9 protein-coding genes are annotated in these 12653 nt (G+C 34.6%); 3 read left to right on the top strand and 6 right to left on the bottom strand.

Going from position 1 to position 12653, the window contains the following annotated elements; translation table 11 throughout:
- Positions 1-279: 279 nt before the first annotated feature.
- The 3 genes from EMN46_RS18155 to EMN46_RS18145 all read right to left on the bottom strand — a co-directional run bounded on the left by EMN46_RS18155 (position 280) and on the right by EMN46_RS18145 (position 2664).
- Complete coding sequence (locus tag EMN46_RS18155) at positions 280-1008, bottom strand: pseudouridine synthase (RefSeq protein ID WP_154202409.1); 729 nt, start codon at positions 1006-1008, stop codon at positions 280-282.
- A 190-nt stretch (positions 1009-1198) separates the two neighbouring features.
- Complete coding sequence (locus tag EMN46_RS18150; protein WP_154202407.1) at positions 1199-1732, bottom strand: carboxymuconolactone decarboxylase family protein; 534 nt, start codon at positions 1730-1732, stop codon at positions 1199-1201.
- A gap of 107 nt (positions 1733-1839) precedes the next feature.
- Positions 1840-2664 (bottom strand): AraC family transcriptional regulator, encoded by an 825-nt coding sequence (locus tag EMN46_RS18145; protein WP_154202406.1) that lies wholly within the window; start codon positions 2662-2664, stop codon positions 1840-1842.
- Positions 2665-2836: 172 nt separating this feature from the next.
- Between EMN46_RS18145 and EMN46_RS18140 the strand changes: the two genes are divergently transcribed.
- Both EMN46_RS18140 and EMN46_RS18135 read left to right on the top strand, forming a co-directional pair.
- A complete protein-coding gene (locus tag EMN46_RS18140; RefSeq protein ID WP_154202404.1) occupies positions 2837-3370 on the top strand; it encodes a DUF4395 domain-containing protein in 534 nt (177 codons plus the stop codon).
- Positions 3371-3929: 559 nt separating this feature from the next.
- Complete coding sequence (locus EMN46_RS18135) at positions 3930-4856, top strand: DMT family transporter (RefSeq protein WP_154202402.1); 927 nt, start codon at positions 3930-3932, stop codon at positions 4854-4856.
- Between the two features lie 434 nt (positions 4857-5290).
- On the opposite strand, the gene EMN46_RS18130 is transcribed toward EMN46_RS18135, so the two are convergent.
- Complete coding sequence (locus EMN46_RS18130) at positions 5291-8278, bottom strand: insulinase family protein (RefSeq protein ID WP_154202400.1); 2988 nt, start codon at positions 8276-8278, stop codon at positions 5291-5293.
- 529 nt (positions 8279-8807) lie between these two features.
- Between EMN46_RS18130 and EMN46_RS18125 the strand changes: the two genes are divergently transcribed.
- A complete protein-coding gene (locus tag EMN46_RS18125; protein WP_154202398.1) occupies positions 8808-12170 on the top strand; it encodes a methylmalonyl-CoA mutase family protein in 3363 nt (1120 codons plus the stop codon).
- Positions 12171-12254: 84 nt separating this feature from the next.
- Here the strand turns inward: EMN46_RS18125 and EMN46_RS18120 are convergent, their stop codons facing one another.
- Both EMN46_RS18120 and EMN46_RS20520 read right to left on the bottom strand, forming a co-directional pair.
- Entirely contained in the window at positions 12255-12494 is a 240-nt protein-coding gene (locus EMN46_RS18120) for a prolipoprotein diacylglyceryl transferase family protein (RefSeq protein WP_368667579.1), read from the bottom strand.
- Between the two features lie 18 nt (positions 12495-12512).
- The gene (locus EMN46_RS20520; protein ID WP_368667549.1) at positions 12513-12644 is read right to left on the bottom strand and encodes a hypothetical protein; all 132 of its coding nucleotides are present in this window, start codon (positions 12642-12644) and stop codon (positions 12513-12515) included.
- Between the last annotated feature and the right edge of the window lie 9 nt (positions 12645-12653).

Below are 12653 nucleotides of genomic sequence, written 5' to 3'. Positions count from 1 at the left end.
ACTTGAGTTTGGCGATTTTTGTGGTAAAAAAAAGACTTTTATTCCACATAGACAATGGGTGAGACTAATTCTCCTCATTGTCTTGAAAAAATATATCTCCTTTTTTCATCTAAAATTCCATCAGTTGCATTTGTGACTTGAATCTAAGAAGTTTAAAAGAGGAGAGAAAAAAAATTGTAATATCAGGGGGAGCTTGAAATGTAAATGAAAAACCTGATAAAAGACATCTTTAAGAGATTCTCATATCAGGTTTCAATATGTTTTGAGAGAGCCACTTCTTTACAAAGAGGCTTCCTCCGTTTTACTTGAGTCTTCAATAAGTGCTTTTAGTTCCCTCAGCTCAGATCCTGTGAATGAACGGTATTTGCCTCGTTTCAAACTTCCCAATTTAATATTCATAATACGAACACGTTGCAGCTCTTTAACTTCGTAGCCAAGATAATCGCACATACGACGAATTTGGCGATTTAAGCCTTGTGTTAAAACAATATTAAAGGTGAAAGCGTCTATTTGTTCTACCTTACATTTTTCAGTTACTGTGTCTAATATCCTAACACCATCAGCCATTAAGTCGATAAAATCAGGTGTTATTCTTTTGTCAACCTTAACAATATATTCTTTTTCGTGATTGTTCTTGGCACGTAGAATTTTGTTAACAATGTCGCCATCATTGGTCAAAAAGATTAAACCTTCACTTGGTTTATCTATACGTCCAATGGGGAAAATGCGTTCAGGATAATCAATAAAATCGATAATGTTGCCACTAATTTCTGTGTCGGTTGTGCAGGTAATACCTACAGGTTTATTGAAAATTAAATAGATATTTCCTACCTCTTTGGTTACCACTTTTCCTTCAACAGTGATTTGATCTTCCGCTGTTATTTTTTGTCCCATGACTACAGCTTGCCCATTTACAAGAACTTTACCTTCTTCAATGAGTCTGTCAGCCGCTCTTCGCGAACAATAGCCAGTTTCGGATATGGCTTTATTTAGTCGTTTTTGTTCCATTCTTGTTGTTTCCCGTAATTTTATACAAAAAACGGGTTAATGTCGCTTCTTTGCAATTAATTCGATGATTATTTCAGTCTTACTTGTAAGATACCAAAAAGAGCTAGATTAAATATCCAGCTCTTTTTCGCCCTAATGCTATTATTAATTTTTCTCGATCATAACCATCGGAGTAAGGGTTGTATTTTGATTACAATTCCTTAGCAATTGGAAAATCGATAGCAAATTCAGCTAAGTTATGAATGTAGTTGCTAATAATCTTATCACCAATAACCATAACCACATCAATCATATTGACTTCTGAATAGCCTGCTGCAAAGAATTCTGATTTTGCTTCCTTACTAACTTGACCTTTATTCTCTGTTACTAGCAAAGTGAATTTTGCTAAAGCATCTAGTTTTGTATCGAAAGCAGCTGTCCCTTTTCTAATTTCAAGAATTTGATCTTCACTAAATCCATTCATTCCACCTAACACCGTGTGAGCAGATTGACAGTAACGACAACCATTAGCTTGACTAACTACAAGGTTAATGATTTCTCTTTCTTTTGCTCTTAAGGTGCTTTTACGATTTTGTAGAGCTAGATAATCGCCAAGAGCCGTATCGTTTTTAGCAAAGTAGGCGTATAGGTTAGGAACGAAACCTAGTCCTTTTTCTAGTTGATCAAAAATAGTTTGATTGTTAGCTGTTACTTCGTTTCGAGTTGGTACGTTGAATTGTGTCATTGTCTTATGTTTTAAATTATTAATATCTAATTGACAATGCAAATATGAGGCAAATGGAGAGGCCGATGTTAGGCCGTGATTCCCGAATGTTTGGCAAAACTTCCCATTTACTTCATTTCTCGAAAATCTGTAGGAGATTGACTCTCTTGTTTCTTAAAAAATCGACTAAAGGAATGAATATCCTCGTAACCTATTTCGTAGGCAATCTCAGAAACAGACTTATCTGTATAGCGAAGAAGTCGTCGAGCTTCGAGCATAATTCGGTCCTGAATAAATTGCGAAGGGGTTTTATTTCCAGCTTTCTTAAACAAGTTTGCTAATGTTTTTGGTGATTTATTAAGTAAAAGAGCATATTCATCAACGCTGCGTTTGTTTCTAAAATGTTGCTCCACGAGGAAATTAAAGTCTCGAATAAGATCAATTTGCTTGACTTCAATTTTTTCAAAATTCATTTGATTCTTATAAAATCGAGTACAAAGAATTAGAATCCTTTTCAGCATCATTTGTAGCATCTCCAACTGTAAGTTGTCCTGTGATGCCATTTCTATAAGAAGCATTTTCCAAACCGTTTCTAGAATTTTTATGTCCTTAGTATCGGGTTTTAGTAAGGGGAGGTTCGACGAACCGTAAAAGAGAATGCCTTTACAGCCCACTTCGCTATCATGATCGAGAATGCAATAAAAAGGACGATTGAAACGAAGTAACCGAAGGTGTCCAACTTGCTCTATTTCAATCTGATGAAATTCGGTAAGACAGATCATTTGATTTCTCAAGAAATTGAAGCTAATGGCATCTATGGTCATTTGAGTCTGATCATCGTCAAACCAAATAAGAGAGAGCACACCTTCTTGCTTTTCTTTTAATACATGATAATTAGCCTTAGTAATTTCAACGACTTCAAAATATTCATTGGTTTGTCCCAGATACTTCATATGTTTATTTTATTTCAAGTCTTGTGAAGATAGACATTTTAGAAACAATTTTTAGTGAATATAAATTTATGAGTTGGTAATCGTCAACATTAACATTTGCTTAACTATATTCAGTCTTCATTAGTTTCTAATTTTACTACTTTGCAACCCGTTATAAATTAAAATTTAAAAGATGTCGATAGTTAATTTTGGAGAAAATGTTGCCGGTATAGGCTATAAAGTTTTGAACGAAAGAGAAGTTCGTGCGGGGGCGGGTGTCATGTTTCTTATGGGATTGTATGCTATGGTTGGAGGCATATTGTTTAAGAATTTCGCACCCATTCCATATATTTCAGGTTTTATGATGATTAGTTTCTTGATCAGTGTATTTATTAATCCAAAATACGCTCCGTCAAATATAATTGCCCGATTTATTGTAAGAAAGCAGGAGCCTATATATATAGGTGCTGTTCAAAAACGTTTTGCATGGAGTTTAGGTTTGACTCTTTCTTCGGTGGTGTTTGTTATGTCAATTCTATTGCAAAATGATCCCTCAATATTTGGATCGGTTTGTATGCTATGCCTAGTGTGTATGCTTTTAATGTTTCTCGAAACAGCATTTGGCGTTTGTGTGGGTTGTCAGATTTATTTTCTAGCTCTAAGATTGAAATTAATGAAACAACCAGAAATTAGACCAAATTGCATGGGAAATTCATGTGAAATATAGGACAGGTTCATAATGTCTTTTAGACTTTATAGTAACAGTATCTGAGATATTAAGATAATTCTAGGACTATTTCGGTTAATAAAGAAATATTCTATTTCCACTTAAATAGATCTTGAGCCGTCTAAGTGGAATAGATAATAGCCCCAGACCTTTATTGGTTTGGGGCTTATTTCATTTAGGATACTGATACAGAATGTAAGATGTTTAGTCTCAATAATTAAAATTTGATGTGTTCATCTAGTTACAAGGAACAGTTCTAAAGAGCTGTCTTTTCATTGCGTTGTAGGCTTTTATAAAGAAGTTTTTTAAACTTTAGTGTATTCAATATTTTTAAACCAGATGCTTATTTAAAGGGGATGTTTCCAGCTTTTAAAACAGAAAAATTCTATTGTGCATAAGTTCTATTTTTTCTTTTGAGATTTGATATTATAGATCAACTTATTTTATAGATTGCAGCCTTTAAATGGGAGATTGATTTGTATAAGAAAACGATAGAGAGATTTTAGGTTTGTGTTTGAATTTTTTGTGAATAAGAAAAACTTTAAATAGATAAAATACAATGATTGGTATAAAAACGAAAGGCACACTTATGATTTTGCTTTCGGCAATATTCTTTGGATTAATGCCTTTTTTCGCTCTTAAAATTTATGCTGAGGGTTTCGATGTGAGTAACTTACTTTTGTATCGATACAGTTTTGCTTTTATAGGAATAGCCTTGTTTTGTTTGTCTAAAAAAATTGATGTTAGAATTACCATAAAACAGTTTTTTATCATTTTGTTTGTCACCCTAATAGGAACTGTGCTAACAACATACACGCTCTTTTTGTCCTATCAATATATTTCTTCAGGACTTGCAAGTACCCTTCATTTTGTATATCCTATATTTACCATAGTTATGGCAAGTCTTTTTTACAAAGAGAAGTTTACTGTTCGAAAAATGCTAGCCTTATTCTTATCGGTTGTCGGTATCGGTCTTTTAGCTATGGGGAGTAATAGCGAATTGAATATGCTTGGTGTTATTTGGGCTTTAGTGTCGGGACTTCTATATGCCACTTATATTATAATGATGGCTAATGAGGAACTTAAAAAAGTTTCCCCTTTTAGTGTTGTGTTCTGGATTTTTGGGATTACCTCATTGTCTTTTCTTTGTAAATGTCTTGTTACCAATCAAATCAATATCAATTTCACAGCTAGTTCTTTGTTTTATATTGTGAATTTAAGCTTTTGGTCTACTTTCCTTGCTGTTGTATTATTTTACAAGGGTATGAAATATATCGGACCAGGTAAAGCTTCTCTTTTATCAACCTTAGAACCTCTTACTGGTGTTATTGTAGGTATATTGGTTTTTAATGAAAAATTAGACTTTAAAAGTTCTTTGGCAATTATATTAATCTTAACCTCGGTGCTCACAATTGTGCAAACAAAAGAACATAAATTTCACCTCTTGTTTCGTAAATTAAAACAGCATAAACTAAATAAAGCTTAATGGCTTAGATTAGTAATAAGCAAGTCGAGCAGAGTCTTAAGGCAAAAAGGTTTAGACGCAGATTAAAAAATATTCACACAATTACAGTTTAAGAAAGCTTTCGGTATTTTATAAATATCATAATAATAAAAAAAGTATGTGCATTCTGGAATCCCGATAGCTATCTGGGAATGGCATTCTGGGGAATTGTTGAAGGAGAGAAAAAGTCGGGGAGAATCTAAAGCAGAAACAATAAAGGCAAAACAAATAGTAGAAACGTTGTAGAATACTACAGAAACAAGGAGATAAATCCCCTTGGCAGATATCCATTTGTCAAAAACGAGAATAGTAGAAACACTGTAGAATACCCTAGAAACAAGGGGATAAATCCCCTTGTTCAAAAAAAAAGGAGTCCTATTGGACTCCTTTTTCATGTTTGTATATAGAATGTTTACTTATTCTTTAAGACCGATAACGTTCTTAAAAAGTTTTGCATTTTCTTCTACTTTTTCTTCATTACCATAAACACAAATGGCATCTTGAGATAGAACATCAGCAACCATTTTTTCCATTCCTTTAATATCTTCAGGAGTAGTTGATAAAACGGCTTCTCTTTCAGCTTTTAAAGCCTCAGGAGTCGTTTTCTCAAAGTAGTATCTAATGGCACGATTACCTTCTTGTGACGCTGTCATAGGACCATCCATTCTAGAGATAGTTCCAATGATGTAACGTGTCATTTCTTTATCGGTAGCATCAAATTTATCAAGATAATCAGGCGTTTTGTTATAATTATCGAAAGTTTCCGATAGGTTAGGATCACGGTATGAGGCAAAATAAACATTTCCGCTTTCCGAGATTCCAGCAAATCCACCGTATGCACCACCAAGAACACGGACTTGTGTTTGAAGCCAATCGGTTGAAAGAATTTGATTTAAAACTCTCATTTTACCATTGTATTCGTAACCTAGTTTTTTAAAGTCATAACCTTCAACAACATATTGAACTTTCGATGCCGTTTTTATACCTTCATTTTTCTTCTCGAAATCAAATTTCCAATCATTTAAGGTTACAGGTTCTGCTTTAAGAGTCGCTGTAAAACCTTTAATCCCTTTTTCATAGGCTACAAAATCCTTATCGTTACAAGTAACAGAACCAATCATATTGTCTTTGTTAAAAAGCAAAGCAGCTGTTTTTTCAAGATTTGCAATAAGCTCATCACTTTTAGCATCGAAGTTTTCTGATAAATCGGTAACAAAACGGTAGAAATCTAATCCGCTAGTTTTTTCGCTGTAAGCTCCACTTTTAGAGTAGTAAGAACGAAGGCGAGTCATTGCGTAATTTAAACCATTGTTTTTAACATCAGAATCAACACTTGCCTGAATACGAGTAAGAAGCTCTTTCAAACGGCTTTTATCATTTATTTTTGAGTGATTGATGATTTCGTCAGCTAGTTTAAACATATTAGCCGCTTTATCAGTAGTCGCTTTTGTATAAACAGCGAATTTTGGAATCATTTTATCATCAGAATGATCTTCAAGGAAACTTGTTGTGTATGTATTGAAACCACCTATTTGAATATTCAATGCATTATCTAACTCTCCGTAAGTATAATTCTCAGTATTTAATTTACCTAATAAAGATGATAGTAATTCAGCATAGGGGATAAGGTCTTTTGGTAAGACACGAATATCGAAATATAAATTACTATAAAGTATGCTGTTAGTAAAGGCATTGTGATGTAATACTTCAAGACCCGAAATGTCTTTCTTATCAACTCCGAACCATTCAATATCTTTACTGATATCTGCTAAGCCAAGCATAGGAATAGTAGCTATTGCTTCTGGTGTATCTTCTCGTTTCTGATAAGCAATCAAGTCCTTGGTTGATGCAACTAGCTCTTCTTTCTCAGCAGTACTTAAACCGTCTTTATATGCTTTTAATTCATCTTTTACTTCCTTAGTAAGTTTCGCTTGCAAGCCTGGTTCTGGTTTTAATACCATTAGAACTGCATGAGGATTGTTAGTTAAATGTTGTGTAAGGGTTGTTTCAAGCAGGTTTGTTGTTAAAGCTGTCTTAACTTTTTCCAGAGGTTTGGTATATTCTAATCCTAGGAATGGATCATTTGCAAACAACCAACTTTGATACGATTGGAATAAATACATCATTCCTTTTTGTGGTGTATTGCCTTCTTTCATATCGAATTCCATACGGTTAAGAATCCCTTCAACCATTTTTTTATCAAAACCCTTTTTAGCAACATCTTTCATCGTGTTGTAAACAATCTCTTTAAATTGATCTTTATCTTCAGGGTTCGCATTTTCTACTGTAATTTCAAAAACACCTTGTTTTGATGCGTTATAATATGCATAAACATCACTACCAATACCAGCTTCTTGTAAAGCTAAACGTAATGGTGCAGACTCATGATTGACTAAAGCGTCAGCCAAGACATCATAGGTTAATCCTAAAGCCACGTCAACACCTTCGCCAGCTACAATACTTAGGTCTAAGAAAGTCTGATCTTTTGTAGAGGCACCGTCTGCAACAGCATAGCTCTTTTCTACTTCCTTCATTTTATCAAAGGGCTTTTGAAGAGGAATAACTATTTTTTCAGTTGGTAAATCATACTTAGATAAATATTCATTGTCGATAAATGTAAGCTCTTTATCTAAATCGCCATTTCCATAAAGCATAATGTAGCTGTTACCAGGATGGTAATACTTTTTATGAAAGTTTATAAAATCTTCATAAGTCAATTTTGGAATAACTTTAGGATACCCTCCTGAAGAAACTCCATAGGTATTATCTGGGAATAGTACTTTATTTACTTGGTAATCTAGCTCTCTACTTGGATTCGAGAAAGAACCTTTCATTTCGTTATAAACAACACCTTTGTATACGATATCATCGTCTAGGCTTGTTAATTCATAATGCCAACCTTCTTGTTTAAAAATTCTAGGTTCAGTATAAATATTTGGATTAAATACGGCATCAAGATAAACGTGCATCAAATTGAAGTAATCCTTATCGTTCATACTTGCAACAGGGTAGGTGGTAAAGTCCGAACCTGTCATTGCATTTAAATAAGTATTTAATGATCCCTTTATTAAGATATCGAATGGACTCTTAACAGGAAAGTTTTTGGAACCATTCAATACCGAATGCTCCATCATGTGAGGTGTACCATAATCGTTTTGAGGTGTTGTCTTAAAAGCGATGTTGAACATTTTGTTCTGGTCGGGAGTCGCAATCTTAAGCAATTGAGCACCACTTTTGTCATGTTTAAAGAGTAAACAGTTGGCATCTACTTCTTTAACAAATCTTTTCTCAACCAAAGTAAATCCATGGTATTGTTCACCAGTTTGGAATTTTTCTTTGGGAGTGCAAGCTGTTAATACAGCTAATGCAGCCACAAAAAGGAAATGTAACTTTCTTTTTTTCATGTTAGTGTTTTTGATGATTATTTAATTAGTCAGTAAATTATAAAATATACTATTTTATAATTTGTAGTAAATATAATAAAATGAAACGAGGCTTTGTGTTAAGTTTATGATGATTAATAGTGTGGTTGTTATATTAAATCATATGTATATGTTATATTCCTTTATTTCTGCATGTTGTACGTGTTTGTTAAAAAAACTTAAGTGTGATGTTTATTGTTATTGATAATAAGTGTATTACCTTATTTTGATTGCTATTTTATGTTGAAATTCGGAAGGTGTATGATATTTTTTAATATTTATCTGAAAATCGCATACGAGTTAAGTCATCGCAATTAGTCTTTATTTTAGTAAAGTTAAGTGGAATAAGGGATAAGAAGATCTAAGTAGGCTTCTCTTAAAGATGATTATTGAAATAGAACGATTTATTTTTAACAAATAGGTGATACTATGAATTGAGGCTATGTTTGGGTACATTCATCTATTTATCGTATATTAATCAGGCTATTAACTAAAAAATAACCACAAGTCTATGTATACGCCTAAGAACAAAATTCGGATCGTTACTACAGCCTCTCTTTTTGACGGACATGATGCTTCTATAAATATTATGCGGCGTATACTTCAGGCTTCTGGAGCCGAAGTTATTCATCTAGGACACAATCGTTCTGTGCAAGAGATAGTCGATTGTGCTATTCAAGAAGATGTTCAGGCAATTGCTATAACTTCTTATCAGGGAGGACATAATGAATTTTTTAAATACATGTATGATCTTCTCGTTGAACGTAAGTCTGATCATATTCGAATCTTTGGCGGTGGTGGTGGCGTTATTTTACCTACCGAAATTGAAGCTTTAGAATCCTATGGCATTTCTAAAATATATTCTCCTGATGATGGTCGAGTTTTGGGCTTGCAAGGTATGATAGATCATTTGCTTGAAAATTGTGATTTTCCAACTGGAAACGCAGTGAATTTGAAGTCTGATGAGATAAATAGAAACAATCATCCTGCTATAGCTAAGATGATATCGGCAATAGAGAATTATCCCGATACTGTTTCCGATTTAATGAAGGTATTGAGAGATGAGGAAAAGAATTACAGTGCTGTAACGTTGGGAATTACAGGAACCGGTGGGGCAGGGAAGTCTTCTTTAATCGATGAGATTATACGCCGTTTTCTAGATGTTTATCCTGATTTACAGATGGCAGTTATCTCGGTAGATCCTTCTCGACGCCGCACAGGTGGCGCCTTGTTGGGAGATCGTATTCGTATGAATTCGATACACTCGCCTCGTATTTACATGCGTTCCTTGAGCACACGTCAGGCTAACTTAGCTCTATCTAAACATATTAGGGATGTTTTGTGCATTACAAAGAATGCGGGTTTCGATTTAATAATACTTGAAACTTCGGGTATTGGGCAATCTGATACAGAAATTATTGATCATTCTGATTGTTCTCTTTACGTGATGACGCCTGAGTTTGGAGCTGCAACACAGCTTGAGAAAATTGATATGTTAGATTTCGCTGATATTATAGCCATTAACAAATCGGATAAACGTGGTGCTTTAGATGCTTTGAGAGATGTGAGAAAACAATATCAACGCAATCATTTATTATGGGAAAATAAGCTTGAATATATGCCCGTTTTTGGTACTGTGGCTTCACAATTTAATGACCCTGGAGTGAATGAACTTTTTAATTATATAAGCGATAAATTAAATGAGATTCGTGTCGGTATTTTTGATAGAGATGAAGCCGTAAAACTTGAGGTGAGTGAAAAGATTCAAGTGATTCCTCCAGCACGTGTTCGTTACCTTTCGGAGATTACAGAAACAATTAGAAATTACAATAAAAGCAGCGAAGAACAGGCGAATAATGCCGATATGCTTTATTCGCTATATAAAACACTAGAAAAGCTTAAGTTTTCAGAGAAAGCTGATGATGCAGTGACTCAAAAAATGGAGGATTTAATTGCAGAAACCGAAACTACAATTGACAAAGAAAACCTCAAAATCATTAAGGATTGGCCAGAAAAAAAGAAGAAATTTTCTGATGCTTATTATACCTATCAGGTAAGAGGAAAAGAGTTTAAAATTGAGACAAAAGGGGAGACTATTTCTCACAATAAAATACCGAAAATAGCATTGCCTAAATACCGATCGTGGGGCGATATTTTAAGGTGGAATTTAAGAGAGAATGTGCCGGGTGAATTTCCTTATGCTGCCGGCGTTTTTCCATTTAAGAGAGAGGATGAGGACCCAACACGAATGTTTGCAGGGGAAGGTGGTCCTGAACGAACGAATAAACGTTTTCACTACTTGTCTAAAGGAATGTCTGCGGTTAGATTGTCTACAGCCTTCGATTCCGTAACGCTATATGGTGAAGATCCACATGCTCGTCCTGATATTTACGGAAAGATTGGAAATGCTGGTGTTTCTATTGCCTGTTTAGATGATGCCAAGAAGTTATATTCTGGTTTTGATCTTATGTCGCCTAAAACTTCGGTGTCGATGACTATTAATGGACCTTCAGCCGCTATGGTTGCTTATTTTATGAACACTGCTATTGATCAGCAATGTGAGCTTTATATTCGTAAAAATGTACTTGAAGAAGAAGTTGAGTCAAAGCTTATTAAGATATTTAAAAAGAGAGGTGTATGTAGGACTGCTTATCAAGGAAACTTGCCTGGTGGAAATAAGGGTTTGGGTCTAATGTTGCTGGGTGTAACTGGCGACATGATATTACCTGATGAGATTTATCAAAAAATTAAAGCTGAGACAATTTGTAAGGTTCGTGGTACGGTTCAAGCCGATATCCTTAAGGAAGATCAAGCGCAGAACACTTGCATCTTTTCAACTGATTTCTCGTTGAAATTGATGGGAGACATTCAGGCCTATTTTATCGATCATGAGGTTAGAAATTTCTATTCGGTTTCAATTTCCGGCTATCATATAGCCGAAGCTGGTGCTAATCCTATTAGTCAGTTGGCATTTACCTTGTCCAATGGCTTTACTTATGTGGAGTATTATCTTTCGCGAGGTATGAACATTAATGATTTTGCTCCGAATCTATCTTTTTTCTTTTCGAATGGTATAGATGCAGAATACGCCGTTTTAGGACGTGTTGCTCGTTTAGTTTGGGCAAAGGCCATGAAATATAAGTATGGCGCTAACGAACGCTCTCAAAAGCTTAAATATCATATTCAGACCTCAGGACGATCTTTGCACGCACAGGAAATGGATTTTAATGATATCAGAACCACTTTGCAAGCTCTTTACGCCATTTACGACAATTGCAATTCGCTACATACGAATGCCTACGATGAGGCTTTAACAACGCCTACGGAGGAGTCGGTTCGTAGAGCCATGGCCATTCAGCTTATTATTAATCGCGAATTGGGTTTGGCTATTAATCAAAATCCCATGCAGGGTTCTTTCATTATCGAGGAATTAACCGATCTTGTTGAAGAGGCCGTTTTGCTTGAATTTGATAGAATTAATGAGCGAGGTGGTGTTTTGGGGGCCATGGAAACCATGTATCAACGAAATAAGATACAAGAAGAATCTCTTTATTACGAAAGGCTTAAAAATTCTGGTGGCTTACCAATTATTGGTGTTAACACTTTTCTTTCGAGTACAGGTTCACCAACTATTATTCCCGAAGAGGTTATTCGTGCCACAGAAGAGGAGAAAATGCATCAGATTAAAACCGTTGAAGACCTACATAAAACCTATTCTTCGGAATCGTTATGTGTGCTTAAAGACCTAAAAGAAAAGGCATTATCTAACCATAACTTATTTGAAACTTTAATGGATGCTGCCAAGTGTTGTTCCATCGGACAAATCACACATGCTCTTTTTGAAGTAGGTGGAAAGTACCGCAGAAATATGTAAATGTTGATTGTTTTAAAGTATAAAAAAATCCCAACTAGCTGATTTACTGGTTGGGATTTTGTATGATAATATATCGAGTTTTATCTAGATTAATTGTTCTTTCGTTTTTTTGAAACCGTAAATAATAAAACCTATTCCGATCAGAATATAGGGGATGCTTAATATTTGTCCCATATCCAATGACATGTTTGCTTCAAAATCAACTTGCCGTTCTTTTATGAATTCGATAAAAAAGCGTGCGGTAAAAATTAGAACCAATGCTAGACCAAAGAATACACCATGACGCATGAAGTTTCTTTTTGTTTTGTAGAGTGTTATCGTAATGATAAAAATGAGGTTCTACTACCATTTTAGTGGATAGAGACTTAAACCACCGTAAAAAAAGAGAATTGCGCTTCTAAAATTAGAGAAGGTTCTGTAGCCTCTCGCTGTCAATTTAAGTTCTTGTATTTTTCCATTTAATCTTTCTGCCATTGCATTATT

Origin of the sequence: Ancylomarina sp. 16SWW S1-10-2, assembly GCF_009669305.1 — a bacterium.
Taxonomy (GTDB): domain Bacteria; phylum Bacteroidota; class Bacteroidia; order Bacteroidales; family Marinifilaceae; genus Ancylomarina.
This window is presented reverse-complemented; position numbering and strand designations above follow the sequence as displayed.

Coding starts and splice junctions, on each gene's coding strand:
- EMN46_RS18155 (WP_154202409.1), bottom strand. CDS start 1,008: ATGGAACAAAAACGACTAAATAAAGCCATATCCGAAACTGGCTATTGT.
- EMN46_RS18150 (WP_154202407.1), bottom strand. CDS start 1,732: ATGACACAATTCAACGTACCAACTCGAAACGAAGTAACAGCTAACAAT.
- EMN46_RS18145 (WP_154202406.1), bottom strand. CDS start 2,664: ATGAAGTATCTGGGACAAACCAATGAATATTTTGAAGTCGTTGAAATT.
- EMN46_RS18140 (WP_154202404.1), top strand. CDS start 2,837: ATGTCGATAGTTAATTTTGGAGAAAATGTTGCCGGTATAGGCTATAAA.
- EMN46_RS18135 (WP_154202402.1), top strand. CDS start 3,930: ATGATTGGTATAAAAACGAAAGGCACACTTATGATTTTGCTTTCGGCA.
- EMN46_RS18130 (WP_154202400.1), bottom strand. CDS start 8,278: ATGAAAAAAAGAAAGTTACATTTCCTTTTTGTGGCTGCATTAGCTGTA.
- EMN46_RS18125 (WP_154202398.1), top strand. CDS start 8,808: ATGTATACGCCTAAGAACAAAATTCGGATCGTTACTACAGCCTCTCTT.
- EMN46_RS20520 (WP_368667549.1), bottom strand. CDS start 12,644: ATGGCAGAAAGATTAAATGGAAAAATACAAGAACTTAAATTGACAGCG.